This is a genomic window from Pseudocitrobacter faecalis, from assembly GCF_965231525.1.
Taxonomy (GTDB): Bacteria; Pseudomonadota; Gammaproteobacteria; order Enterobacterales; family Enterobacteriaceae; genus Pseudocitrobacter; species Pseudocitrobacter faecalis.
This window is the reverse complement of the sequence record NZ_CBDDNJ010000002.1, coordinates 2,681,912-2,707,845: the sequence shown is the minus strand read 5'-3', so window position 1 is coordinate 2,707,845 and position 25,934 is coordinate 2,681,912. Positions and strand designations below refer to the sequence as shown.

19 protein-coding genes and 1 pseudogene are annotated in these 25,934 nt (G+C 54.1%); 18 read left to right on the top strand and 2 right to left on the bottom strand.

Annotation, left to right across the window (positions count from 1 at the left end; all coding sequences use genetic code 11):
- Positions 1-26 precede the first annotated feature (26 nt).
- A complete protein-coding gene (gene ycaO, locus ACOXYR_RS13560; protein ID WP_113857572.1) occupies positions 27-1,793 on the bottom strand; it encodes a 30S ribosomal protein S12 methylthiotransferase accessory factor YcaO in 1,767 nt (588 codons plus the stop codon).
- Positions 1,794-1,932: 139 nt separating this feature from the next.
- Here ycaO and ACOXYR_RS13555 point away from each other — a divergent pair, with 139 nt between their 5' ends.
- From ACOXYR_RS13555 to ACOXYR_RS13490, 14 genes are all read left to right on the top strand, one after another.
- Complete coding sequence (locus tag ACOXYR_RS13555; RefSeq protein WP_108474590.1) at positions 1,933-2,628, top strand: DUF421 domain-containing protein; 696 nt, start codon at positions 1,933-1,935, stop codon at positions 2,626-2,628.
- A gap of 186 nt (positions 2,629-2,814) precedes the next feature.
- On the top strand, positions 2,815-3,903 hold the full coding sequence (gene serC / locus ACOXYR_RS13550) for a 3-phosphoserine/phosphohydroxythreonine transaminase (RefSeq protein ID WP_421355567.1): 1,089 nt from the start codon (positions 2,815-2,817) through the stop codon (positions 3,901-3,903).
- A gap of 68 nt (positions 3,904-3,971) precedes the next feature.
- Entirely contained in the window at positions 3,972-5,255 is a 1,284-nt protein-coding gene (aroA, locus tag ACOXYR_RS13545; protein ID WP_113857364.1) for a 3-phosphoshikimate 1-carboxyvinyltransferase, read from the top strand.
- 142 nt (positions 5,256-5,397) lie between these two features.
- On the top strand, positions 5,398-6,165 hold the full coding sequence (loiP, locus tag ACOXYR_RS13540; RefSeq protein WP_421355566.1) for a metalloprotease LoiP: 768 nt from the start codon (positions 5,398-5,400) through the stop codon (positions 6,163-6,165).
- A 174-nt stretch (positions 6,166-6,339) separates the two neighbouring features.
- Positions 6,340-7,023 carry a (d)CMP kinase gene (cmk, locus tag ACOXYR_RS13535; RefSeq protein ID WP_108474586.1) on the top strand — a complete coding sequence of 228 codons (684 nt, stop codon included), beginning with the start codon at positions 6,340-6,342 and terminating at the stop codon, positions 7,021-7,023.
- 114 nt (positions 7,024-7,137) lie between these two features.
- Complete coding sequence (gene rpsA, locus ACOXYR_RS13530) at positions 7,138-8,811, top strand: 30S ribosomal protein S1 (protein WP_015965095.1); 1,674 nt, start codon at positions 7,138-7,140, stop codon at positions 8,809-8,811.
- 153 nt (positions 8,812-8,964) lie between these two features.
- Positions 8,965-9,249 carry an integration host factor subunit beta gene (ihfB, locus tag ACOXYR_RS13525; protein WP_015965094.1) on the top strand — a complete coding sequence of 95 codons (285 nt, stop codon included), beginning with the start codon at positions 8,965-8,967 and terminating at the stop codon, positions 9,247-9,249.
- A gap of 240 nt (positions 9,250-9,489) precedes the next feature.
- Positions 9,490-11,757 carry a ComEC family protein gene (locus ACOXYR_RS13520; protein WP_421355565.1) on the top strand — a complete coding sequence of 756 codons (2,268 nt, stop codon included), beginning with the start codon at positions 9,490-9,492 and terminating at the stop codon, positions 11,755-11,757.
- A gap of 36 nt (positions 11,758-11,793) precedes the next feature.
- Positions 11,794-13,542 carry a lipid A ABC transporter ATP-binding protein/permease MsbA gene (gene msbA / locus ACOXYR_RS13515; RefSeq protein ID WP_113857361.1) on the top strand — a complete coding sequence of 583 codons (1,749 nt, stop codon included), beginning with the start codon at positions 11,794-11,796 and terminating at the stop codon, positions 13,540-13,542.
- A complete protein-coding gene (lpxK, locus tag ACOXYR_RS13510; RefSeq protein WP_421355564.1) occupies positions 13,539-14,519 on the top strand; it encodes a tetraacyldisaccharide 4'-kinase in 981 nt (326 codons plus the stop codon). Before msbA ends, lpxK begins: the two co-directional genes overlap by 4 nt.
- Positions 14,520-14,560: 41 nt before the next feature.
- Entirely contained in the window at positions 14,561-15,790 is a 1,230-nt protein-coding gene (locus ACOXYR_RS13505; protein ID WP_350435746.1) for a winged helix-turn-helix domain-containing protein, read from the top strand.
- A 53-nt stretch (positions 15,791-15,843) separates the two neighbouring features.
- The gene (ycaR, locus tag ACOXYR_RS13500) at positions 15,844-16,026 is read left to right on the top strand and encodes a protein YcaR (RefSeq protein ID WP_108474581.1); all 183 of its coding nucleotides are present in this window, start codon (positions 15,844-15,846) and stop codon (positions 16,024-16,026) included.
- Positions 16,023-16,769, top strand: coding sequence for a 3-deoxy-manno-octulosonate cytidylyltransferase (gene kdsB / locus ACOXYR_RS13495; RefSeq protein WP_113857358.1), 747 nt, complete (start codon positions 16,023-16,025; stop codon positions 16,767-16,769). The genes ycaR and kdsB overlap by 4 nt, the downstream gene beginning before the upstream one ends.
- A gap of 140 nt (positions 16,770-16,909) precedes the next feature.
- Positions 16,910-17,803, top strand: coding sequence for a YcbJ family phosphotransferase (locus tag ACOXYR_RS13490; protein WP_421355563.1), 894 nt, complete (start codon positions 16,910-16,912; stop codon positions 17,801-17,803).
- On the opposite strand, the gene elyC is transcribed toward ACOXYR_RS13490, so the two are convergent.
- A complete protein-coding gene (gene elyC, locus ACOXYR_RS13485; RefSeq protein ID WP_421355562.1) occupies positions 17,780-18,559 on the bottom strand; it encodes an envelope biogenesis factor ElyC in 780 nt (259 codons plus the stop codon). The two genes, ACOXYR_RS13490 and elyC, sit on opposite strands and share 24 nt — an antisense overlap.
- Before the next feature lie 122 nt (positions 18,560-18,681).
- Between elyC and cmoM the strand changes: the two are divergent.
- The 4 genes and pseudogenes from cmoM (at position 18,682) to mukB (ending at position 25,920) form a co-directional block, all read left to right on the top strand.
- Positions 18,682-19,468, top strand: a pseudogene (cmoM, locus tag ACOXYR_RS13480) (tRNA uridine 5-oxyacetic acid(34) methyltransferase CmoM).
- Positions 19,465-20,787, top strand: coding sequence for a chromosome partition protein MukF (gene mukF / locus ACOXYR_RS13475; RefSeq protein ID WP_108474576.1), 1,323 nt, complete (start codon positions 19,465-19,467; stop codon positions 20,785-20,787). The pseudogene cmoM and the gene mukF overlap by 4 nt, the downstream one beginning before the upstream one ends.
- The gene (mukE, locus tag ACOXYR_RS13470) at positions 20,768-21,472 is read left to right on the top strand and encodes a chromosome partition protein MukE (RefSeq protein WP_015965083.1); all 705 of its coding nucleotides are present in this window, start codon (positions 20,768-20,770) and stop codon (positions 21,470-21,472) included. The genes mukF and mukE overlap by 20 nt, the downstream gene beginning before the upstream one ends.
- On the top strand, positions 21,472-25,920 hold the full coding sequence (gene mukB / locus ACOXYR_RS13465) for a chromosome partition protein MukB (protein ID WP_113857355.1): 4,449 nt from the start codon (positions 21,472-21,474) through the stop codon (positions 25,918-25,920). Before mukE ends, mukB begins: the two co-directional genes overlap by 1 nt.
- Positions 25,921-25,934: the final 14 nt, after the last annotated feature.

The window sequence follows — 25,934 nt, the reverse complement described above, 5'->3', positions numbered from 1 at the left end:
TTAAACCTACTTATTATCCGGTCTTTTTAGCTCTGCTTTGACCAAAACGCAGCTTTTGCACACTGCAGTTTTTCGTAAGCTGCCAACAACGACTGATGCGCCGGGAAGGCCGTCAGGTCGTTATCAACGGCCTGCAAACCGTAGAACGGCGCTTCACCGCTCAATGCCGCGCTGGCGGCCTCTACGGCTTCAGCACCGTACATACGAATAAATGCGTTCAGATATTGCAGCGGCTGGCGTTCTTCTTCCTGAGACAGCAGCAGTAGGGTTTGCAGGCAACGGTAATAATTGGCACGCTCGGCACTAAAGATTGACGCGTTGAATTCCATTGTCCACTCAGTCCAGATAAGCGCCTGTTCCAAATCGCCCCCCGCAAGGGCAAGCATCGCTTTCAGCTCGCCGACGCGCAGGGTATACCAGCCGTTGTCTTTGCCCGTTGCCAGGCCCAGCAGTTCACGCACGCGGGTGAAATCGTCCAGACCTTCTTCATCCAGCTGTTCAATCAGATTCAGGTACTCTTCTTTTTCCCACTCGCTGTTTGGCAGGGTCAGGATCGTCTCGCGCAAATGACTGCCCATATTATTATTCGCCAGCCACAGATCTTCCGCTGGATAGATATCAGACATTCCAGGCACCAGGATACGGCAGGCGTAAACGCCTAAATGCTCATAATCCGCGATGTAAACCTCTTTATCTTCCGCGTTGAAAATCGCCATCAGCGTCGCGAATTCTTCTTCGGTCGTTCCCGAGAAATTCCAGTCCACGAACGGGTAGTCGGCATCCTGTTTGAAGAGATCCCAGGAGATCAAACCGCTGGAATCAATAAAGTGAGTTTCCAGGTTGGCGTGCTCGGCGACTTCTTCATCATCAAAAGTAGGCGGTGTGAACACATCCAGATCTTTCAGGCCTCGGCCCTGCAGCAGTTCTGTAACGGTACGCTCAAGTGCGACACCAAAGTCCGGATGCGCGCCGAAGGAGGCGAAACAGGTTCCGTTTGCCGGGTTGAACAGTACAACGCAGATAACCGGATATTTCCCCCCTAAAGAGCCGTCGTAAGCGAAAATAGGGAACCCTTCCGCTTCCAGTTTTTCGATAGACGCCACGACGCCTGGATAGCGTGCCATCACCTCTTTTGGGATCTCCGGCAGGCTGATGCTCTCAGCGATGATGCGGTTTTTAATATGACGCTCAAACACTTCCGACAGACCCTGTACGCGCGCTTCATTAGCGGTATTGCCTGCAGACATACCGTTAGAAACATACAGATTGCCGACGATATTCATCGGGATATAAATGGTTTCGCCATCGGACTGGCGAGTAAACGGCAGACCGCAAACACCCCGATCGGTATTGCCCGATTGCAGATCCACCATCAGGCTGCCGGTCAACTGATCGTCAGGATCGTAGAACGCGCGCAGACGCGCATCGAGCAGACCTTCCGGCAGCTCATCATCTTCCGGGATCGGGAACCATTTTTCGTTCGGATAATGCACGAATGGGCCGTTAGCGATTTTCTCGCCCAGCCAGAAATCGGCGAAGAAGTAGTTGGTCGACAGGCGCTCAAAATATTCCCCTAACGCGGACGCCAGCGCGGCTTTTTTGGTTGCGCCTTTACCGTTGGTAAAGCACAGCGAACACGCTTTGTCGCGAATATGTACCGACCAGACGTTTGGTACCGGGTTCAGCCATGAGGCCTCTTCGATGTCAAAGCCCAGGTCGAGCAGTTTTTGCTGGAAGCGAGCGATGGAATCTTCCAGTGCGGCATCTTTGCCGGGGATATAGGTTTGCGTCATGACGGTCTCGTTTTTATCGTACGGAAAGCGCGCAATCATACGGGGTTTGGATGAATGTATCTATCGCGATTGATAATCAATAATAAATTAAATGCGCTGGTCTATGATTAACGACAATGACATCGTTACAGGCATAAAAATGAAATCGTTCGATCTCCATCGCATGGCTCTGGATAAAGTTCCTCTGGATTTCCTCGGCGAAGTGGCACTGCGTTCGCTCTACACATTTATTCTGGTTTTCCTGTTCCTGAAAATTACCGGTCGGCGCGGCGTGCGGCAGATGTCGCTGTTTGAAGTGCTTATCATCCTGACGCTGGGCTCCGCCGCGGGCGATGTGGCGTTTTATGACGATGTGCCCATGCTCCCCGTGTTAGTCGTTTTTATCACGTTAGCCGCCCTTTATCGACTGGTGATGTGGCTGATGTCCCGTAGCGAAAAACTGGAAGATTTACTGGAAGGAAAGCCGCTCGTTGTGGTGGAAGAGGGGGAGCTTGCGTGGGAGCGTTTGCAATCCGAGAACATGACCGAATTTGAGTTTTTTATGGAGCTGCGGTTGGGCGGCGTAGAGCATCTCGGGCAGGTGCGGTTGGCCATTATGGAGACGAACGGGCAAATCAGCATTTATTATTATCCCGATGATGATGTGAAGGCCGGTTTGGTGATTTTACCGTCGAGCTGCATATCGCGCTTTACCACGATTCCCGAGGCCGCCGATTACGCCTGCGTTCGGTGCAGCGCGATTTTTCATTTTAATGCCGGGGAACATCAATTATGTCCTCGCTGTGCAAATCCAGAATGGTCGAAGGCCAGCAGCGCGAAACGCGTCACCGGCTAGCGGATTTCTCCATTTTCACTCGTCAATGCCGAATATTCTGTTGTGTGACTCAGAGCGCATTTTCTGGCCGCTCAGTATTACCCATTGCGGCGCGTGTCACTGAATGATAAAACCGATATCCACAGGAATAACTTATATCCGGGTGAACACACCCGGGTAGACAACATTGCAACGTGGTGAGGGGAAATGGCTCAGGTCTTTAATTTCAGTTCGGGTCCGGCAATGCTACCGGCAGATGTCCTTAAACAGGCGCAGCACGAATTACGCGACTGGAACGGATTGGGTACATCAGTAATGGAAGTCAGCCACCGTGGGAAAGAATTTATCCACGTGGCGGAAGAAGCAGAAAAGGATTTTCGTGACCTGCTCAATATCCCTTCCAACTATAAAGTGTTGTTCTGTCACGGCGGTGGTCGCGGTCAGTTCGCGGGCGTTCCGCTGAATATTCTGGGGGACAAAACCACCGCAGATTACGTTGACGCCGGCTACTGGGCTGCCAGTGCGGTAAAAGAAGCGAAGAAATACTGCTCGCCAAATGTGATTGACGCCAAAATTACCGTTGACGGGAAGCGTGCCGTGAAGCCGATGAGCGAATGGCAACTCTCTGACAATGCGGCATACCTTCACTATTGCCCGAATGAAACCATTGATGGCATCGCCATTGATGAAACCCCGAATTTCGGCAAAGACGTGGTTGTTGCCGCCGATTTCTCCTCGACCATTCTTTCCCGCCCGATTGACGTCAGCCGCTTTGGCGTGATTTACGCAGGCGCGCAGAAAAACATCGGCCCGGCAGGCCTGACGCTGGTGATTGTGCGTGAAGATCTGCTCGGCAAAGCCAACATCGCTTGCCCGTCCATTCTGGATTACTCGGTACTGAACGAGAACGACTCCATGTTCAACACGCCGCCGACCTTTGCCTGGTATCTGGCGGGGCTGGTATTCAAATGGCTGAAAGAGCAGGGCGGCGTGGCGGCAATGGATCGCATCAACCAGCAAAAAGCTGAACTGCTGTACGGCGTTATCGACAACAGCGATTTCTATCGTAACGATGTTGCGGCGTCTAACCGTTCTCGCATGAACATTCCGTTCCAGCTGGCGGACAGCGCACTGGATAAAGTCTTCCTGGAAGAGTCCTTTGCCGCAGGTCTGCATTCGCTGAAAGGCCACCGCGTCGTCGGCGGGATGCGTGCGTCAATCTACAACGCGATGCCGCTGGCAGGCGTTCAGGCATTGACCGATTTCATGCAAGACTTCGAACGTCGCCACGGTTAATTTTTTCATTTTCATCCCCTGCAGCACTCTGCAGGGGTTTTTATTGTCGATTTTGAGAGTTGAGTTTCATGGAATCCCTGACGTTACAACCCATTGCGCGTGTTGATGGCACCATTAACCTGCCTGGTTCAAAAAGTGTCTCTAACCGCGCCTTGCTGCTGGCAGCTTTAGCACGCGGCACCACTGTCCTGACAAACCTGCTGGACAGCGACGATGTTCGCCACATGCTAAATGCGCTGAGTGCGCTGGGAATTCACTACACCCTGTCTGCCGATCGCACCCGCTGCGAAGTCACGGGTAACGCAGGTCCATTGCAGGCTAATGAATCACTGGAATTATTCCTCGGGAACGCCGGCACGGCGATGCGCCCTCTGGCGGCGGCGCTCTGCCTGGGTCATAACGATATCGTGCTGACCGGCGAACCGCGCATGAAAGAGCGTCCGATTGGGCACCTGGTTGACGCGCTACGTCAGGGTGGGGCACAAATTACCTATCTCGAACAGGAAAACTATCCACCGCTGCGTTTACAGGGCGGGTTTAGCGGCGGCAACGTTGAGGTTGACGGTACTGTTTCGAGCCAGTTCCTGACGGCATTGCTGATGACCGCGCCGCTGGCACCGAAGGACACCATTATCACCATCAAAGGCGATCTGGTTTCTAAACCGTACATCGACATCACCCTGCACCTGATGAAAACGTTTGGTGTTGAGGTTGAAAACCAACATTATCAGCGCTTTGTCGTGCGCGGCGGTCAACAGTATCACTCTCCGGGCCAGTATCTGGTGGAAGGAGATGCCTCGTCCGCGTCCTATTTCCTGGCCGCGGGGGCAATCCGTGGCGGTACCGTGAAGGTAACAGGTATTGGTCGTAACAGCGTGCAGGGCGATATCCGCTTTGCTGACGTGCTGGAAAAAATGGGCGCGACCATCACCTGGGGCGATGACTATATTGCCTGTACCCGTGGCGAACTGAATGCCATTGATATGGACATGAACCATATTCCCGACGCTGCGATGACTATTGCTACGGCCGCGTTGTTCGCTAAAGGCACCACTACGTTACGTAATATTTACAACTGGCGCGTGAAAGAGACCGATCGTCTGTTTGCGATGGCGACGGAGCTGCGCAAAGTGGGTGCGGAAGTGGAAGAGGGCGAAGATTACATTCGCGTCACGCCGCCGGCAAAACTGCAGTTTGCTGACATTGGCACCTACAACGATCACCGCATGGCGATGTGCTTCTCGCTGGTGGCGCTGTCTGATACGCCGGTAACCATCCTTGACCCGAAATGTACGGCGAAGACCTTCCCGGACTATTTCGAACAGCTGGCGCGTATTAGTACGCTAGCTTAATTGAAATCGTAATAATAAAACGCCGACCTTGTGTCGGCGTTTTTTTTCGGACTTTCTGCGTGTTCCTCGTAGTGATAACCTTGGTTTCCTTTTTAACTTATTGATATTTAGATAATTTATACATAATCAATGGATGATTCACATGAAGAATACTCAACTTTTACTGGCGCTGGCAGTCTCCGCGACGCTGCTCAGCGGCTGTAAAAATACCCACGGTATCGACACCAACATGGCGATCAGTTCAGGTATGTCAGCTTATAAAGCAGCAACCCTGACAGATGCAGATGCCAAAGCCATCGCCAATCAGGGGTGCCAGGAGCTGGATAGCCAGAACCAAATGGCTGGCGCATCCAGCAAATACAGCAAACGTCTGGCGAAAATCGCCAAAGCGCTGGGCAATAATATCAACGGCACGCCGGTTAACTATAAGGTTTACATGACCAGTGATGTGAATGCCTGGGCGATGGCTAACGGCTGTGTGCGTGTGTATAGCGGCCTGATGGATATGATGAATGACAACGAAATCGAAGGCGTTCTCGGTCATGAACTGGGCCACGTGGCGCTCGGTCACTCACTGGCTGAAATGAAAGCGTCTTATGCGGTCGTTGCCGCGCGTGATGCTATCTCGGCAACCAGCGGTGTGGCAGCTCAGCTCTCTCGTTCTCAGCTTGGCGATATCGCGGAAGGTGCTATCAATGCGAAATACTCGCGCGATAAAGAGTCTGAAGCCGATGACTTCTCCTACGATTTGCTGAAAAAACGCGGTATCAGAACCCAGGGCCTGGTCGGCAGCTTCGACAAGCTGGCGAGTATGGACGCCGGACATACCAAATCGATGTTTGATTCCCATCCGCCTTCAACTGAACGTGCGCAGCATATCCGCGAACGTATCGCTTCAGACAAAAAGTAAAACATTGTCATCTTTCGGGCTGGCCGTGCGCCAGCCCGCTATAATTATTGTTCACTATTCCCACCATTATTGGCGTTATTTCCGTATTTCGCAGACAAAGGTAACTGTCAGGCGTAGACATGCGTATAATGCGCGCGTTTAGGTTCTATACGCCTTGTGTTGAAGGAGATAAAGATGACGGCAGTTGCCCCGGTAATCACAATTGATGGACCAAGCGGTGCGGGTAAAGGCACCCTGTGTAAAGCGATGGCTGAGGCTTTACAGTGGCATTTATTGGACTCGGGAGCCATCTATCGTGTTCTGGCACTGGCCGCGTTACATCACCACGTCGACGTGACGTCGGAGGATGCGCTGGTTCCGCTGGCCGCTCACCTGGATGTGCGTTTTGTCTCAACGGAAGGCAATCTGGAAGTCATCCTGGAAGGGGAAGATGTTAGCGGTGAAATCCGCACTCAGGACGTGGCGAATGCAGCATCACAAGTAGCGGCTTTTCCGCGCGTTCGCGAAGCGCTTCTGCGCCGCCAGCGTGCGTTTCGTGAAGCACCGGGATTAATCGCCGATGGCCGTGATATGGGGACGGTGGTATTCCCTGATGCGCCAGTCAAAATTTTCCTCGATGCCTCATCGGAAGAGCGTGCCAACCGCCGCATGCTACAGTTGCAGGAAAAGGGCTTTAGTGTTAACTTTGAACGCCTTTTGGCCGAGATACAGGAACGAGACGACCGCGATCGCAACCGCGCCGTGGCGCCGCTGGTTCCGGCTGCTGATGCTTTAGTGTTGGATTCCACCACCTTAAGCATTGAGCAAGTGATTGAAAAAGCGCTACAATACGCGCGCCAAAAGTTGGCTCTCGCTTAATACGCGACCGAATTTGCAGTACCCCCGTTGCAATGGATTGACAGCGGGTATGTTAAACAACCCCATCCGGCACGGAGCCAGGTGGACGTTAAATATGAAACCTGAAGATTAAACATGACTGAATCTTTTGCTCAACTCTTTGAAGAATCCTTAAAAGAAATCGAAACCCGCCCGGGTTCCATCGTTCGTGGCGTTGTTGTCTCTATCGACAAAGACGTCGTTCTGGTTGATGCGGGCCTGAAATCTGAGTCTGCTATTCCGGCAGAACAGTTCAAAAACGCAGCTGGCGAACTGGAAATCCAGGTTGGTGACGAAGTTGACGTTGCTCTGGATGCAGTAGAAGACGGCTTCGGTGAAACCCTGCTGTCCCGTGAGAAAGCTAAGCGTCACGAAGCCTGGATCACGCTGGAAAAAGCATACGAAGAAGCTGAAACTGTTACCGGTGTTATCAACGGCAAAGTTAAAGGTGGCTTCACTGTTGAGCTGAACGGTATTCGTGCGTTCCTGCCGGGTTCCCTGGTAGACGTTCGTCCGGTTCGCGATACTCTGCACCTGGAAGGCAAAGAGCTTGAGTTCAAAGTAATCAAGCTTGATCAGAAACGTAACAACGTCGTTGTTTCCCGTCGTGCCGTTATCGAATCCGAAAACAGCGCAGAACGCGATCAGCTGCTGGAAAACCTGCAGGAAGGCATGGAAGTTAAAGGTATCGTTAAGAACCTCACTGACTACGGTGCATTCGTTGATCTGGGTGGCGTTGACGGCCTGCTGCACATCACCGACATGGCATGGAAACGCGTTAAGCATCCGAGCGAAATCGTAAACGTTGGCGACGAAATCACTGTTAAAGTGCTGAAGTTCGACCGCGAACGTACCCGTGTATCTCTGGGCCTGAAACAGCTGGGCGAAGATCCGTGGGTAGCTATCGCTAAACGTTATCCGGAAGGTACTAAACTGACCGGTCGCGTAACCAACCTGACCGACTACGGCTGCTTCGTTGAAATCGAAGAAGGCGTTGAAGGCCTGGTTCACGTTTCCGAAATGGATTGGACCAACAAAAACATCCACCCGTCCAAAGTTGTTAACGTTGGCGACGTAGTGGAAGTTATGGTTCTGGATATCGACGAAGAACGTCGTCGTATCTCCCTGGGCCTGAAACAGTGCAAAAACAACCCATGGCAGCAGTTTGCGGAAACCCACAACAAGGGTGACCGTGTTGAAGGTAAAATCAAGTCTATCACTGACTTCGGTATCTTCATCGGCCTGGACGGCGGCATCGATGGCCTGGTTCACCTGTCTGACATCTCCTGGAACGTTGCAGGCGAAGAAGCAGTACGTGAATACAAAAAAGGCGACGAAATCGCAGCAGTTGTACTGCAGGTTGACGCAGAACGTGAACGTATCTCCCTGGGCGTTAAACAGCTCGCAGAAGATCCGTTCAACAACTGGGTTGCTCTGAACAAGAAAGGCGCTATCGTAAACGGTAAAGTGACTGCAGTTGACGCGAAAGGCGCAACCGTAGAACTGGCTGACGGCGTTGAAGGTTACCTGCGTGCTTCTGAAGCATCCCGTGACCGCGTTGAAGATGCAACTCTGGTTCTGAGCGTTGGCGACGACGTTGAAGCTAAATTCACCGGTGTTGACCGCAAAAACCGTGCAATCAGCCTGTCTGTACGTGCTAAAGACGAAGCTGACGAGAAAGATGCAATCGCTACTGTTAACAACAAACAGGAAGACGGCAACTTCTCCAACGCAATGGCTGAAGCATTCAAAGCAGCTAAAGGCGAGTAATTCTCTTACTCTTCGGTCTGATTATCAGCCGAAGAATCATGAGATTACTTGACAGATTACGGTTTTCGTTCTGTAATCAAGCACAAAGGGCGGCTACGGCCGCCCTTGTTTAAGCTGTTAGCTAATTTTCCTGGACAGGAAACCGGAGGAATCATGACCAAGTCAGAATTGATTGAAAGACTTGCCAGCCAGCAATCCCATATCCCTGCAAAAGCAGTGGAAGATGCGGTAAAAGAGATGCTGGAGCATATGGCCTCAACCCTCGCACAGGGTGAGCGCATTGAAATCCGCGGTTTCGGCAGCTTCTCCCTGCACTATCGAGCACCACGTACCGGGCGTAACCCGAAGACTGGCGATAAAGTGGAACTTGAAGGCAAATATGTGCCGCACTTTAAGCCGGGTAAAGAACTGCGCGATCGCGCCAATATTTACGATTGAGTTATGCCGTTCGATAACGGTCTGACTTAATTGCGAAAAAGCACCTACGGGTGCTTTTTTTCATTTCTCGCATACTAATAACATCGCTCTCACTTTCCTCGCTTTCTGAATTCTCCTCGCAAAACGTTTTCCCGTTTGCTGCAAACACATAATTGTCTGGAAGACGCCTCGATACTTCTTCTTTTGCCCCACGACAAGAAATGAGTCTCGCGCGACACTCGGCACAACAAGGAGGTGTTGATGCGTGTCCCATTGTTTGCCTGCTGCGTGATTCTCGGTGTGAGCCCATTACTTTGGCTGCCTGTGCTTCCGTCGTTGTCGGTCATTAAAGCTGTAATTGTTGCTCTTAGCCTGTTAGCGTTTATTTGCCCGAAACGGGGAATACGGATTGTGTGTATCCTCGGACTCCTTTTTTGCTGGGGCGTGCTGGCAGCCTGGCAGGTGCAATTGCCTGCGCTGCGTATTGCCGGGAAAAATCAGTCCGTTGAGATTGTGCTCAGCCAGACTGACGGGCAAACCACACACCAGGGGAATATTATCCGTTTTAACGGCCAGCGGCTTTTCCCGACGCCCGTTATCACGCTGTATGGCAACTATCTGCCACAGCCACCCTGCGCGGGTCAGCGCTGGGCGATGACAATTCGCGCTCGTGCGGTGCATGGTCAGCTTAATGACGGTGGCTTTGATTCTCAGCGCTACGCGCTGGCGCAGCATCAGCCGCTTACCGGACGATTTATTGCTGCAACGCCGCTGGATCTCACGTGTAGCCTGCGTGCGCAGTTTCTCGCGTCATTACAGGCTTCTCTTGCGGACTATCAATGGCGCGATGTACTGCTGGCGTTAGGGCCAGGCGAGCGTTTGCACGTTGACCCGGAAATAAAAAGGCTGATGCAGCAAACCGGCACTTCGCATCTGATGGCGATTTCCGGGTTACATATTGCGCTGGGGGCATCACTGGGTTGGTTGCTTATCCGCGCATTACAGTTTTTCCTGCCCTGTCGCTATATCAACTGGCGACTCCCGCTGGTTGGTGCACTGGTTTGTAGCTTTCTGTATGCCTGGCTCACCGGGCTACAGCCACCAGCGGTGCGTACGGTGGTGGCAGGAGGGATCTGGACACTGCTGCGACTTTCGGCCCGGCGATGGTGCGCCTGGGATGTCTGGCTGTGCTGCATCGCTGCTATCGTATTCATTGATCCGCTAGCGGTGCTGTCCGACAGCCTCTGGCTTTCTGCCTTCGCGGTAGCTACGCTCATTTTCTGGTACCAGTGGGTGCCTCCGCCACGCTGGAAAGGGCAGGCGCCAGTGCGTTTTGTAAAGGAAATACTCTACCTGCAGTTAGGGTTGATGCTATTGCTAACGCCATTACAGGTGCTGATGTTTCATGGCGTCAGCACCACCTCTCTGCTGGCGAATCTGCTGGCGGTACCGGTGGTGACGTTTGTGGTCGTACCGCTGGTGCTGCTGGCCATGTTTATTCATCTGAGTGGGCCTGCAGCACTGGAGTCGGTCATCTGGTTTAGTGCTGATACGGTGATGGGATGGGTGTTCGCCTATCTGCGTATTCTGCCTAACGGCTGGCTGGGTGTGGACTCGCGTTGGGCATGGGCGACGCTCATTCCGTGGATGATGATTATTGTGTGGCGTTTTGGCGGCTGGTGGTCATTTCCGGCGGTCTATCTGTCCGGATTTACCATGCTCACTTTTCCTCTGTGGCGGTCGTCGCCTGACGACCGTTGGCAGGTCACCATGCTGGACGTGGGACAGGGGCTTTCCGTTGTTATCTCGCGGCATGATAAAGCAATTGTCTATGATACCGGGCTCGCGTGGCCGGGGGGCGATAGCGGAACGCAACTGCTCATTCCCTGGCTACGCTGGCACAATTTAACCCCTGAAGGGATCATCCTGAGCCATGAGCACCTTGATCATCGGGGCGGTTTCGACAGCCTTCACAATGCCTGGCCAGAAAGCTGGGTGCGTAGCCCTCTGGGCTGGCAAGGGCACAGGCGCTGTTTTCGAGGTGAGGCCTGGCAATGGCAGGGATTATCATTTCGGGTGCTCTGGCCGTTATCAGGCAACAGACAAACCGGCAACAATGGCTCCTGTGTAGTTCGAGTCGATGATGGTAAAAACAGCGTTCTGTTGACGGGTGATATCGAACTATCGGCGGAAATGGCCATGCAAAGTCATTACTGGCAGTATCTTGCGTCTACAATTATTCAGGTGCCGCATCATGGCAGTAACACCTCGTCAGGCATCGCATTATTACAGCAGGTAAACGGGCAGGCAGCATTGGCTTCCGCATCCCGCTATAACGCGTGGCGCCTGCCTTCGGCGAAAGTAAAGGCGCGCTATCAACAGCATAATTATGCATGGTTTGACACCCCGCATCAGGGGCAGATTACGGTCACGTTTTTCAGCAATAAGTGGAAAATAGAAGGCTTACGCGATCAACTTTTACCTCGTTGGTATCATCAGTGGTTTGGCGAGGGGCAGGATAACGGGTAGAATATGCGGCTATTTCAACATAAGCTGGTTTTTTGAATGCAGAACGACAAAGATCTCTCCACGTGGCAGACCTTCCGCCGACTCTGGCCGACTATTGCGCCATTTAAAGCGGGGCTGATTGTGGCTGCGGTTGCGTTAATCTTCAACGCAGCCAGCGATACCTTTATGCTATCGCTCCTCAAACCATTACTGGATGATGGTTTTGGTAAAACGGACAGGTCAGTGCTGTTATGGATGCCATTGGTGGTAATTGGTCTGATGATCCTCAGGGGCATCACCAGTTATATCTCCAGTTATTGCATCTCCTGGGTTTCCGGCAAGGTCGTAATGACCGTGCGTCGCCGCTTATTCAGTCACATGATGGGAATGCCCGTCTCCTTCTTCGATAAACAATCCACCGGTACGCTGCTTTCTCGTATTACTTACGACTCTGAGCAGGTTGCATCGTCTTCTTCCAGTGCGCTGATTACCGTTGTGCGTGAAGGGGCGTCGATCATCGGTCTGTTCATCATGATGTTCTACTACAGTTGGCAGCTGTCGCTGATCCTCATCGTGCTGGCGCCGATTGTGTCAATTGCTATCCGTGTGGTTTCTAAGCGCTTCCGTAACATCAGTAAAAATATGCAAAACACGATGGGGCAGGTGACCACCAGTGCAGAGCAGATGCTGAAAGGGCACAAAGAGGTGCTGATTTTCGGTGGTCAGCAGGTTGAGACCAAGCGTTTCGATAAAGTCAGCAATAAGATGCGTCTGCAGGGCATGAAAATGGTTTCTGCATCCTCTATCTCTGACCCGATCATTCAGCTGATTGCTTCTCTGGCGCTGGCTTTTGTCCTGTATGCCGCAAGCTTCCCAAGCGTTATGGAAACCCTGACCGCCGGTACGATCACCGTGGTCTTCTCATCCATGATTGCCCTGATGCGCCCACTGAAATCGCTGACTAACGTCAACGCACAGTTCCAGCGTGGGATGGCTGCTTGCCAGACGCTGTTTGCTATCCTCGACAGTGAACAGGAAAAAGACGAAGGTACGCGTGTCGTTGAACGCGCGAAAGGTGACCTTGAATTCCGAAATGTCACCTTTACCTACCCTGGGCGTGAAATGCCTGCGTTGCGTGATATTAACCTGTCTATTCCGGCAGGGAAGACGGTGGCGCTGGTAGGGCGTTCGGGTTCCGGTAAATCAACCATCGCGAGCCTGATTACCCGCTTTTACGATATTGAGCAGGGTGAAATTTTGCTCGATGGTCACGATTTGCGGGAATACACCCTCACGTCACTGCGTAATCAGGTTGCGCTGGTATCGCAAAACGTACACCTGTTCAACGATACCGTTGCCAATAACATTGCTTATGCGCGTACCGAAGAGTTCAGCCGCGAGCAGATCGAAAAAGCCGCGGAAATGGCCTACGCCATGGACTTTATCAATAAGATGGATCAGGGGCTGGATACGATTATCGGTGAAAACGGCGTCCTGCTCTCCGGCGGCCAGCGTCAGCGTATTGCGATTGCCCGTGCGCTGCTGCGTGATAGCCCCATCCTGATTCTTGACGAAGCGACCTCTGCGCTGGATACGGAATCAGAACGCGCGATTCAGTCTGCGCTAGATGAGCTACAGAAAAACCGTACGTCACTGGTGATTGCGCACCGTCTGTCGACTATCGAACAGGCGGACGAAATTGTGGTGGTGGAAGATGGTCGCATCGTTGAACGCGGTAGCCATGCGGATCTACTGGCTCATCGTGGCGTCTACGCACAGCTGCACAAGATGCAATTTGGCGAATGATAGCGCGCATCTGGTCGGGCGAATCACCGCTCTGGTTGTTGCTGTTGCCGCTCTCCTGGCTTTACGGCCTGGTGAGCGGGCTTATCCGACTGAGCTATAAGCTGGGCCTTAAAAAGGCCTGGCATGCACCGGTACCGGTTGTCGTTGTCGGTAACCTGACGGCAGGCGGAAACGGGAAAACGCCGGTGGTGATTTGGCTGGTCGAAAAGCTCCAGCAGCAGGGGATTTGCGTGGGTGTGGTCTCTCGTGGTTATGGCGGCAAGGCGGAAACGTATCCGTTGCTGCTGGATCGTGACACCACTACCGCTCAGGCCGGTGATGAACCGGTACTTATTTTCCAGCGAACGGGCGCGCCGGTGGCGGTATCGCCCATCCGTACAGACGCGGTCAAAGCCCTTCTTGCCGCACATCCATTGCAACTCATCATCACCGACGACGGTCTGCAGCATTATCGCCTGGCGCGTGATAAAGAGATTGTGGTTATTGATGGTGTACGTCGTTTTGGCAATGGCTGGTGGCTACCCGCCGGGCCGATGCGCGAACGGGTGTCTCGACTAAAATCGGTCGATGCGATCGTTACCAATGGCGGTAAAGCGCTGGCAGGAGAAATCCCGATGCGCCTACAGCCTGGCCTGGCGGTCAATCTCTTGACCGGCGAACGTCTGGCGCTTCCTGAACTGCATAATGTGGTGGCGATGGCCGGTATTGGCCATCCTCCACGTTTCTTCGCCACGCTTGAAAATAGCGGTCTGCAACCGATCAAAACCGTTGCGCTGGCTGACCATCAGGCGCTGACGCTCGCGGATGTCGAAGCGCTAACTGCGCCGGGGCAAACGCTCATCATGACCGAAAAGGATGCGGTGAAATGCCGCGCGTTTGCTAAGTCCAACTGGTGGTATCTGCCGGTTGATGCCGAACTGAGCGGCGAGCGGGCGCAACGTTTACTTCAGGAACTGGTCGCTCTGGCGCAACAATAACCGAAACGGTAAGGCGCGGGAGCGGAACATGGGGATGTGACATGTCAGAGTTGCACTTGACCCTCAGCGCCGCGCGCCATCTCCATCTTGCTGCGCAGGGGTTACTCAAACGCCCACGGCGTCAGGCGAAACCGGCGGATATTCTCGCGACTATTCAGCGCATGTCGCTGCTGCAAATCGATACCATTAACGTCGTCGCCCGCAGCCCCTACCTTGTTCTCTTCAGTCGCCTCGGCTCCTATCCGCAACACTGGCTGGATGACGCGATGGTGCGGGGTGAACTGATGGAGTACTGGGCGCACGAAGCCTGTTTTTTACCGCGATCCGATTTCCCGCTTGTTCGTCACAAAATGCTCTCGCCGCACAATATGGGCTGGAAATACCATCCGGAATGGATGGCCGAACATGCCGACGAAATTGACTCGCTTATCGCGCATATTGCTGAAAATGGCCCGGTGCGTTCTGCGGATTTTGTTCACCCGCGCAAAGGCGCAAGCGGCTGGTGGGAATGGAAACCGCACAAACGTCATCTGGAAGGGTTGTTTACCGCAGGCAAAGTGATGGTGGTGGAGCGGCGCAACTTTCAGCGCGTCTACGACCTCACTCATCGCGTTATGCCAGGCTGGCAGGATGAACTGCATGCGCTCTCGCAGAATGACGCGGAAGCGTTGATGCTGGAAAATAGCGCGCGTAGTCTGGGGATATTCCGTCCACAGTGGCTGGCGGATTACTATCGTCTGCGACAGCCCAATCTCCCCGCGTTGCTCAAACGCTGGCAGGACACTCAGCAGGTGGTACCCGTACGGGTTGAGCAACTGGGTGAGATGTGGGTGCATACCGATCTGCTGCCTCAATTGGCGCTGGCGGCAGAAGGCAAACTTAACGCCACGCACAGTGCGGTGCTTTCTCCTTTCGACCCTGTCGTGTGGGATCGTAAACGCGCGGAGCAATTTTTTGATTTTTCCTATCGGCTGGAGTGTTATACCCCGGCGCCCAGACGTCAGTACGGCTATTTCGTGTTGCCGCTGTTGCATCAGGGTAAGCTGGTAGGGCGTATCGATAGCAAAATGCACCGCAAAGAGGGTGTGCTGGAGGTTATCGCGCTTTATCTGGAAGAGGGCACACGCGTGAGCGCCTCGCTTGAGAAAGGCCTGAAACAGGCGCTGAATGATTTTGCCCGTTGGCAAGGCGCTAACCGGATCCGTCTGCAACGGCTACCGGAAAAGCTCTTTTTGCATCAGCGGGATGGCTGGGAAATTGACGTTGCCTGAGATGGCACTATGATATGCTGCATCGAGGCCTACCCGGTGCATCAGGAGGAACCATGGATCACCGTTTATTAGAAATTATCGCCTGCCCAATTTGTAACGGCAAACTCTACTACAGCCAGGATAAGCAGGAACTGATTTGCAAGATTGATAACCTGGCGTTCCCGTTCCGCGATGGGATCCCGGTTTTGTTAGAACATGAAGCCCGCCCGCTGGCGGCAGAAGAGAGCAGACCATGAGTTTTGTCGTTATTATCCCGGCGCGATTCGCTTCCACACGTCTGCCAGGTAAACCGCTGCAGGATATCAATGGCAAGCCGATGATTGTACACGTGCTGGAACGCGCGCGTGAATCGGGCGCCGATCGTATCATTGTGGCGACTGACCATGCCGATGTGGCGAAAGCCGTAGAAGCGGCGGGCGGTGAAGTGTGCATGACCCGTGCCGACCATCAGTCTGGTACCGAGCGTCTGGCGGAAGTGGTCGAGAAATGCGGTTTCAGCGATGACACTATCGTCGTGAACGTGCAGGGTGATGAGCCGATGATCCCGGCGGTCATCATTCGTCAGGTGGCAGAGAACCTCGCCGCCAGCAAAGCCGGTATGGCCACACTTGCGGTACCTATCGACAACGCGGAAGAAGCGTTTAATCCGAATGCGGTAAAAGTGGTGATGGATAAAGAGGGCTATGCGCTCTATTTCTCTCGCGCCACCATCCCGTGGGATCGCGACCGCTTTGCGAAAAGCCGTGAAACGGTAGGCGATTCTCTGCTTCGTCACATTGGAATCTATGGCTATCGTGCCGGGTTTATTCGTCGCTACGTCGGCTGGGCACCAAGTCCGCTTGAGCAGATTGAAATGCTCGAACAGTTGCGCGTGCTGTGGTACGGCGAAAAAATTCACGTTGCTGTTGCTGAGGAAGTGCCGGGTACGGGCGTCGATACGCCGGAAGATCTGGAGCGCGTACGCGCGGAAATGAAGTAATCCTCTCGCCCCTGCGTCCGCGGGGGCTCTTTAGCGCTACGTATTCTTCTGTTTTCTGTAACGGTTTTGATCTAATCCGGTGACATCTGTCTTGCATTTGCTCATTATAAAAGCAGTAGCTTTTATGGGGGCAAACTGAAATGGAACAACTGCGCGCCGAACTAAGCCACCTTCTGGGGGAAAAACTCAGTCGGGTGGAATGTATCAGCGAGAAGGCTGATACCGCGCTGTGGTCACTGTATGACGCCCACGGCAATCCGCTACCTTTACTCGCCAGAAGCTTCACTACACCCGGCCTTGCCCGTCAGCTGGCATGGAAAATCTCCATGCTCGCCCGCAGCGGCACGGTGCGAATGCCCATCGTTTACGGCGTCATGACCCACGAAGAACATCCCGGCCCGGACGTCCTCCTGCTCGAACGCCTGCGCGGCGTTCCGGTCGAAGCGCCAGCCCGTACTCCGGAACGTTGGGAACAGCTAAAAGATCAGATTGTTGAAGGTTTGCTGGCCTGGCACCGTCACGATAGCGGCGGACTGGTCGGGTTTGTCGACAGTACTCAGGAAAATCTATGGCCATACTGGTACCGCCAGCGCGTTGAAGTGCTGTGGGGTACCCTGAATCTTTACCACAACACGGGTTTAACGATGCAGGATAAACGTATTCTGTTTCGTACCCGCGAGTGCCTGCCTGCGCTGTTCGAGGGGTTTAACGATAACTGTGTGTTGATCCACGGTAATTTTACGTTACGCAGCATGTTGAAGGATGCACGCAGCGATCAGTTGCTGGCGATGGTAGGCCCCGGGGCGATGTTGTGGGCGCCACGCGAGTTTGAACTGTTTCGCCTGACCGAAAGCGGTCATGCGGAAGGGCTACTGTGGCGCTATCTTCAGCGCGCACCGGTGGCGGAATCGTTCCTCTGGCGGCGCTGGCTTTACCTGATGTGGGATGAAGTCGCCCAGTTGGTGAACACCGGGCGGTTTAATCGCGCGAATTTCGATCTGGCGGCGAAATCACTCCTTCCCTGGCTCTCCTGAAATGCCTTTCAGCCACTGCCAGAGTCGCCCAAGCGTTTCATAGCCGACGCGATCGCTGTGCATCAGCCAGACCGGGGACGGGATCGCTTTCTCCCATGGGTTGAGCGGCGATTCGATCGCCAACTGGTTGGCGGGGGCGGGAAGGGGATGCAGCCCCGCATGCTGGAAGAAAATCATTGCGCGTGGCAGATGCGAGGCGGAGGTTACCAGCAGGAACGGTGCATCGCCAATTGCGGCCTTCACTGCGGCGGCTTCTTCCTCGGTATCTTTCGGTGTATCAAGGACGATAATGTCGTTTCGCGGCACGCCGAGGCTCTCCGCCACGCGTGCGCCGGCTTCACCGGTGCTGACCGGGTTGGTCAACGCGCGTGCTCCAGTGAAGATCATTTTAGATCCCGGATTGGCCTGCCACAGTCGAATCCCTTCATTCAGGCGCGGCAGACTATTATTTATAAGGTTTGAGCTGGGCGCCCAGTGCGGGTTCCAGGTGTATCCGCCGCCCAGTACCACGATATATTCAACGCGTTGCTCACCGCGCCAGGTGGGATATTTATCTTCAATCGGTTTAAGTAACCCATCGGCAACGGGCTGCAGGCTTAATAGCAATAACAGGAGCCAGCCAACCGTGATTGCCGTTTTGCCCGTCTTTTGAAAACGCGTAAACCAAACCAGGAATAATCCTAGCCCCGTCAGTAAAAGCAGGAGCGGCAGTGGCAGCATCATCCCGCCAATATACTTTTTCAGCATAAAAAGCATCTGAATGGGTCCTTTTTTAACCATCTAAGTGGATCAACGCAGGGATATTACACCAGATAGCTTCATTATCGCCGTGGGTGTGACAAAATAGCCGCCTTGTTGTTGGCGAGTGAGGTCGTCCTGTGCAGGATCGCAATTTTGATGACATCGCGGAAAAATTTTCGCGCAATATCTATGGCACAACGAAAGGGCAGTTGCGTCAGGCCATTTTGTGGCAGGATCTCGACCGGCTACTGGAAACTTTTGATTCTCGCCCGCTGCGCGTACTGGATGCTGGTGGTGGGGAAGGCCAGACGGCGATTAAAATGGCCGAGCGCGGTCATGAGGTGATTCTGTGCGATCTTTCCGCAGAAATGATCGCCCGCGCAAAACAGGCTGCCAGCGATAAAGGTGTGAGCGACAACATGCATTTTATACAATGCGCGGTTCAGGATGTGGCTCACCATTTGGAAACCCCGGTTGATCTGATATTGTTTCATGCTGTGCTGGAGTGGGTGGCGGAACCCAAAGACGCGCTGAATGCGTTATGGTCTGTCCTGCGTCCGGGCGGCGCATTATCGTTAATGTTCTACAATGCAAACGGCTTGTTGATGCATAACATGGTGGCCGGTAATTTTGACTATGTCATGATCGGAATGCCGAAAAAGAAAAAGCGGACGTTATCGCCGAACTACCCGCGCGATCCGCAACAGGTCTACGGCTGGCTGGAAGACGCCGGCTGGCAGGTCACCGGGAAAACCGGCGTGCGAGTGTTTCATGATTATCTGCGCGAAAAACATCGGCAGCATGACAGCTATGAGATGTTACTGGAATTAGAGACGCGCTATTGCCGTCAGGAGCCTTACATTAGCCTGGGGCGCTATATTCATGTCACCGCGCTGAAGCCGCAGAAGCAAGGATAAACTATGAGTGAATTTTCCCAGACAGTCCCCGAACTGGTTGCCTGGGCCAGAAAAAATGATTTTGCCATCTCGCTTCCAGTCGACAGGCTCTCATTTTTGCTGGCTGTCGCAACGCTGAACGGCGAGCGACTGGAGGGTGAAATGACGGAAGGCGAGCTGGTGGACGCGTTTCGTCATGTGAGTGATGCGTTTGAGCAAACCAGTGAAACCATCAGTACGCGTGCCAATAACGCGATTAACGATTTGGTACGCCAACGTCTGCTGAACCGCTTTACCAGCGAAGTGACCGAAGGCAATGCTATTTATCGCCTGACGCCGCTTGGGATCGGTATTACCGATTATTACATCCGCCAACGCGAATTCTCGACCCTGCGCCTTTCAATGCAGTTATCGATCGTGGCCAGTGAGCTGAAACGCGCCGCCGATGCGGCAGCGGAAGGCGGTGATGAGTTCCACTGGCACCGTAACGTCTATGCGCCGCTGAAATACTCGGTGGCCGAGATTTTCGACAGCATCGACCTGACGCAGCGCATCATGGATGAGCAGCAGCAGTCGGTTAAAGATGATATTGCCCAGTTGCTGAATAAAGACTGGCGCGCGGCGATCTCCAGCTGCGAAATGCTGCTCTCTGAAACGTCCGGCACACTGCGTGAACTGCAGGATACGCTGGACGCGGCGGGCGATAAGCTACAGGCTAACCTGTTGCGTATTCAGGATGCGACGCTCAGCCACGATCATTTGCACTTTGTCGACCATTTAGTGTTCGATTTGCAGAATAAGCTCGACCGCATTGTGAGCTGGGGTCAGCAGGCGATTGACCTGTGGATTGGCTACGATCGCCACGTACATAAATTTATCCGTACCGCTATTGATATGGATAAAAACCGCGTCTTTGCCCAGCGTTTGCGTCAGTCAGTGCAGAATTACTTCGATGCACCATGGGCGCTCACCTACGCCAGCGCCGATCGTCTGCTGGATATGCGTGATGAAGAGATGACGCTGCGCGATGAAGAGGTCATGGGTGAACTTCCGCCAGACTTAGAGTACGAAGAGTTTAACGAAATCCGCGAACAGTTGGCGGCACTGATCGAAGAGCAGCTTGCTGTCTATAAAACCAAAGCGATCCCGCTGGATCTGGGGCTGGTGGTTAAAGAGTATCTGCTCCAGTACCCGCGTGCGCGTCACTTCGACGTGGCGCGTATTGTGGTCGATCAGGCGGTTCGTTTAGGCTTTGCACAAGCAGATTTCACCGGGTTGCCAGCAAAATGGCAGCCAATTAATGATTACGGAGCCAAGGTACAGGCGCATGTCATCGACAAATATTGAACAAGTGATGCCAGTAAAACTGGCGCAGGCCCTGGCCAATCCTATTTTTCCGGCGCTGGATAGCGCGTTGCGTGCGGGTCGGCATATCGGTCTGGATGAGCTGGATAATCACGCCTTTTTGATGGATTTCCAGGAATATCTGGAAGAGTTTTATGCGCGTTATAACGTTGAGCTGATTCGCGCTCCGGAAGGGTTTTTCTATCTGCGTCCGCGTTCCACCACGTTGATTCCGCGCTCGGTATTGTCCGAGCTGGATATGATGGTCGGCAAAATTCTCTGCTACCTCTATCTGAGCCCGGAGCGCCTGGCGAACGAGGGAATTTTCACTCAGCAGGAGCTCTACGACGAGCTTCTTGCGCTGGCGGATGAAGCCAAACTGCTGAAGCTGGTGAACAACCGCTCCACAGGTTCTGACCTTGATCGTCAGAAGCTACAAGAAAAAGTCCGTTCGTCCCTGAACCGTCTGCGCCGTCTGGGTATGGTGTGGTTCATGGGCCATGACAGCAGTAAATTCCGCATCACCGAATCCGTGTTCCGCTTCGGCGCTGACGTGCGTTCGGGCGACGATGCGCGTGAAGCGCAACTGCGGATGATCCGCGACGGCGAAGCGATGGCGATTGAAAACCATCTGCAACTTAATGATGAGAATGAAGACAATCAGCCGGATAGCGGGGAGGAAGAGTAATGATCGATCGCGGTAAATTTCGTTCGCTAACGCTGATTAACTGGAACGGGTTCTTTGCCCGTACCTTTGACCTTGATGAATTAGTCACCACCCTGTCGGGCGGTAACGGGGCAGGGAAATCCACTACCATGGCGGCATTCGTCACGGCGTTGATCCCTGACCTTACTCTGCTGCACTTCCGTAACACCACCGAAGCGGGCGCGACCAGCGGCTCGCGCGATAAAGGCCTTCACGGTAAGCTGAAGGCGGGGGTCTGTTACTCAGTGCTGGACGTCATGAACTCGCGCCATCAGCGCGTGGTCGTGGGTGTACGTTTGCAACAGGTCGCCGGGCGCGACCGTAAAGTTGACATCAAACCGTTCGCCATTCAGGGGCTGCCGACCTCTATGCAGCCGACGTCGCTGCTCACCGAAACGCTCAACGAGCGTCAGGCGCGCGTGCTGACCCTGCAGGAGTTGAAAGATAAGCTTGAAGCCATCGAAGGCGTGCAGTTCAAACAGTTTAACTCGATAACCGACTACCACTCGCTGATGTTCGATCTGGGCATCGTCGCTCGTCGTCTGCGTTCCGCATCAGACCGTAGCAAGTTCTATCGCCTGATTGAAGCCTCGCTGTACGGTGGGATCTCCAGCGCTATCACCCGTTCTCTGCGCGACTATTTGCTGCCGGAAAACAGCGGCGTGCGTAAAGCGTTCCAGGATATGGAAGCCGCGCTGCGCGAAAACCGCATGACGCTGGAAGCGATTCGCGTCACCCAGTCTGACCGTGACCTGTTTAAGCATCTGATTTCCGAAGCGACAGATTACGTGGCGGCAGACTACATGCGCCACGCCAATGAGCGTCGTATTCATCTGGATAAAGCGCTGGAGTATCGTCGCGAACTGTTTACTTCTCGCCAGCAGCTGGCCGCGGAGCAGTATAAGCACGTTGACATGGCCCGCGAGCTGCAGGAGCACAACGGTGCGGAAGGCGATCTGGAAGCCGATTACCAGGCGGCAAGCGATCACCTGAATCTGGTGCAGACCGCGTTGCGTCAGCAGGAAAAAATTGAGCGTTACGAAACGGATTTAGAAGAGTTACAGGTTCGTCTTGAAGAACAGAACGAAGTGGTCGCTGAAGCGGCGGAGCAGCAGGAAGAGAACGAAGCCCGCGCCGAAGCCGCTGAACTGGAAGTGGATGAGCTGAAAAGTCAGCTCGCTGACTACCAGCAGGCGCTGGACGTGCAGCAAACCCGCGCCATTCAGTACAATCAGGCGCAGCAAGCGCTGGCCCGCGCGAAAGAGCTTTGCCATCTACCCGATCTGACGCCTGACAGCGCCGATGAATGGCTGGAAACGTTCCAGGCCAAAGAGCAAGAAGCCACAGAAAAACTGCTCTCCCTTGAACAGAAAATGAGCGTGGCGCAAACCGCCCACAGCCAGTTTGAGCAGGCCTACCAGATTGTGGTTGCCATTAACGGCCCGGTTGCCCGCGATGAAGCGTGGAACGTGGCGCGTGAATTACTGCGTGACGGCGTCAATCAGCGTCACCTCGCCGAGCAGGCGCAGTCTCTGCGTGGCCGACTGAACGAGCTTGAACAGCGTTTGCGTGAGCAGCAGGAAGCTGAGCGTCTGCTGGCGGAATTCTGCAAACGTCAGGGTAAACACTACGATATTGAAGACCTGGAAACGCTGCATCAGGAACTGGAAGCGCGTATCTCCGCGCTCTCTGACAGCGTCTCCAGCGCCAGCGAGCAGCGCATGTCGTTGCGTCAGGAACTGGAAACGCTGCAATCGCGCATCTCCGCCCTGATGCACCGCGCGCCGGTGTGGCTGGCGGCGCAGAACAGCCTGAACCAGCTCTGCGAACAGAGCGGCGAGCAGTTTGAGTCCAGCTCCGATGTCACCGAATATCTGCAACAACTGCTGGAACGCGAGCGTGAAGCGATTGTTGAGCGCGATGAAGTCGGCGCGCGTAAACGTGAAATCGATGAAGAGATCGAGCGTTTAAGCCAGCCGGGCGGCTCCGAAGATCAGCGTCTTAACGCGCTGGCCGAACGTTTCGGTGGCGTGCTGCTGTCTGAAATTTATGACGATGTCAGTCTGGATGATGCACCGTACTTCTCTGCGCTGTATGGCCCGTCGCGTCACGCGATTGTGGTGCCGGATCTCTCGCAGATCGCCGAGCAGCTTGAGGGGCTGGAAGATTGCCCGGAAGATCTCTACCTGATCGAGGGTGACCCGCAGTCGTTCGATGACAGCGTCTTCAGTGTAGATGAGCTGGAAAAAGCGGTGGTGGTGAAAATTGCCGATCGCCAGTGGCGTTATTCGCGTTTCCCAAGCCTGCCGCTGTTTGGACGTGCAGCGCGTGAAAACCGCATTGAGGCCCTGCATGCCGAGCGTGAAGTGCTTTCCGAGCGCTTCGCCACGCTCTCCTTTGATGTGCAGAAAACCCAGCGCCTGCATCAGGCGTTCAGCCGCTTTATCGGCAGCCATCTGTCGGTGGCGTTTGACGATGACCCGGAAGCAGAAATTCGCAAGCTGAATACCCGTCGCGGTGAGCTGGAACGCGCGCTGAATACGCACGAAAGCGACAACCAGCAGCAGCGTACGCAGTTTGAACAGGCGAAGGAGGGCGTTGCTCAACTCAACCGTCTGCTGCCGCGCCTGAGCCTGCTGGCCGATGAAACGCTGGCAGACCGCGTCGATGAAATTCAGGAACGCCTGGATGAAGCGCAGGAAGCCGCACGCTTTATTCAGCAGCACGGTAACCAACTGGCGAAACTGGAGCCGGTTGTCTCCGTGCTTCAGAGTGACCCGGAACAGTTTGAACAACTGAAAGAAGATTATGCCTGGTCGCAGCAGGTGCAGCGCGAAGCGCGTCAGCAGGCGTTTGCACTGACGGAAGTGGTGCAGCGTCGTGCACACTTCAGCTACTCTGATTCCGCGGAGATGCTCAGCGGCAATAGCGATCTTAACGAAAAACTGCGCCAGCGTCTGGAGCAGGCAGAAAGCGAGCGTACGCGTGCCCGTGAAGCGATGCGTACCCATGCCGCGCAGCTAAGTCAGTACAGCCAGGTGCTGGCGTCGCTGAAAAGTTCTTACGACACCAAGAAAGAGCTGCTTAACGATCTCTACAAAGAGTTGCAGGATATTGGCGTTCGCGCCGACAGCGGGGCGGAAGAGCGTGCGCGTATTCGCCGCGATGAACTGCACGCGCAGTTAAGCAACAACCGCGCGCGTCGTAATCAGCTGGAAAAAGCGCTGACCTTCTGCGAAGCGGAAATGGACAACCTGACCCGCAAACTGCGCAAGCTGGAACGTGATTATCTGGAAATGCGCGAGCAGGTCGTGAGCGCGAAAGCCGGCTGGTGCGCGGTGATGCGTCTGGTGAAAGACAACGGCGTAGAACGTCGTCTGCATCGCCGCGAGCTGGCGTATCTTTCTGCCGATGACCTGCGTTCGATGTCGGATAAAGCGTTAGGGGCGTTGCGTCTGGCGGTAGCGGATAACGAACATTTGCGCGATGTGCTACGTATGTCGGAAGATCCGAAACGCCCGGAACGTAAAATTCAGTTCTTCGTGGCGGTGTACCAGCATCTGCGCGAGCGTATCCGTCAGGATATTATTCGCACCGATGATCCGGTTGAAGCCATCGAACAGATGGAAATCGAACTGAGCCGTCTGACCGAAGAACTGACCGGACGTGAACAGAAACTGGCGATCAGCTCTCGCAGCGTGGCCAACATCATTCGCAAAACCATTCAGCGCGAGCAGAACCGTATTCGTCAACTGAACCAGGGGCTGCAGAGCGTGTCGTTTGGTCAGGTTAACAGCGTGCGTCTGAACGTTAACGTGCGTGAAACGCACTCGACGCTGCTGAATGTGCTTTCTGAGCAGCACGAACAGCATCAGGATCTGTTTAACAGTAACCGTCTGACCTTCTCCGAAGCGCTGGCGAAGCTCTATTCACGCCTTAATCCGCAAATTGATATGGGCCAGCGCACGCCGCAAACCATTGGCGAAGAACTGCTTGATTACCGCAGCTATCTTGAGATGGAAGTGGAAGTCAACCGTGGTTCCGATGGCTGGCTGCGTGCGGAATCGGGCGCGCTCTCAACCGGTGAAGCGATTGGTACCGGGATGTCGATTCTGGTGATGGTGGTACAGAGCTGGGAAGATGAAGCGCGTCGCCTGCGCGGAAAAGACCTCTCGCCGTGTCGTCTGCTGTTCCTCGATGAAGCGGCGCGTCTGGATGCCCGTTCTATCGCCACGCTGTTCGAGCTGTGCGAACGTCTGGAAATGCAGTTGATTATTGCGGCGCCAGAGAATATCAGCCCGGAAAAAGGCACCACCTATAAACTGGTGCGTAAAGTGGTTGGCAATCACGAGCACGTTCATGTGGTGGGGCTGCGAGGGTTTGCCGCGCAACTCCCAGAGACACTACCGGGAACGGCTGACGCCTCCTGATGTAAAAGGGCGTA

Coding starts and splice junctions, on each gene's coding strand:
- ycaO (WP_113857572.1), bottom strand. CDS start 1,793: ATGACGCAAACCTATATCCCCGGCAAAGATGCCGCACTGGAAGATTCC.
- ACOXYR_RS13555 (WP_108474590.1), top strand. CDS start 1,933: ATGAAATCGTTCGATCTCCATCGCATGGCTCTGGATAAAGTTCCTCTG.
- serC (WP_421355567.1), top strand. CDS start 2,815: ATGGCTCAGGTCTTTAATTTCAGTTCGGGTCCGGCAATGCTACCGGCA.
- aroA (WP_113857364.1), top strand. CDS start 3,972: ATGGAATCCCTGACGTTACAACCCATTGCGCGTGTTGATGGCACCATT.
- loiP (WP_421355566.1), top strand. CDS start 5,398: ATGAAGAATACTCAACTTTTACTGGCGCTGGCAGTCTCCGCGACGCTG.
- cmk (WP_108474586.1), top strand. CDS start 6,340: ATGACGGCAGTTGCCCCGGTAATCACAATTGATGGACCAAGCGGTGCG.
- rpsA (WP_015965095.1), top strand. CDS start 7,138: ATGACTGAATCTTTTGCTCAACTCTTTGAAGAATCCTTAAAAGAAATC.
- ihfB (WP_015965094.1), top strand. CDS start 8,965: ATGACCAAGTCAGAATTGATTGAAAGACTTGCCAGCCAGCAATCCCAT.
- ACOXYR_RS13520 (WP_421355565.1), top strand. CDS start 9,490: ATGCGTGTCCCATTGTTTGCCTGCTGCGTGATTCTCGGTGTGAGCCCA.
- msbA (WP_113857361.1), top strand. CDS start 11,794: ATGCAGAACGACAAAGATCTCTCCACGTGGCAGACCTTCCGCCGACTC.
- lpxK (WP_421355564.1), top strand. CDS start 13,539: ATGATAGCGCGCATCTGGTCGGGCGAATCACCGCTCTGGTTGTTGCTG.
- ACOXYR_RS13505 (WP_350435746.1), top strand. CDS start 14,561: ATGTCAGAGTTGCACTTGACCCTCAGCGCCGCGCGCCATCTCCATCTT.
- ycaR (WP_108474581.1), top strand. CDS start 15,844: ATGGATCACCGTTTATTAGAAATTATCGCCTGCCCAATTTGTAACGGC.
- kdsB (WP_113857358.1), top strand. CDS start 16,023: ATGAGTTTTGTCGTTATTATCCCGGCGCGATTCGCTTCCACACGTCTG.
- ACOXYR_RS13490 (WP_421355563.1), top strand. CDS start 16,910: ATGGAACAACTGCGCGCCGAACTAAGCCACCTTCTGGGGGAAAAACTC.
- elyC (WP_421355562.1), bottom strand. CDS start 18,559: ATGCTTTTTATGCTGAAAAAGTATATTGGCGGGATGATGCTGCCACTG.
- mukF (WP_108474576.1), top strand. CDS start 19,465: ATGAGTGAATTTTCCCAGACAGTCCCCGAACTGGTTGCCTGGGCCAGA.
- mukE (WP_015965083.1), top strand. CDS start 20,768: ATGTCATCGACAAATATTGAACAAGTGATGCCAGTAAAACTGGCGCAG.
- mukB (WP_113857355.1), top strand. CDS start 21,472: ATGATCGATCGCGGTAAATTTCGTTCGCTAACGCTGATTAACTGGAAC.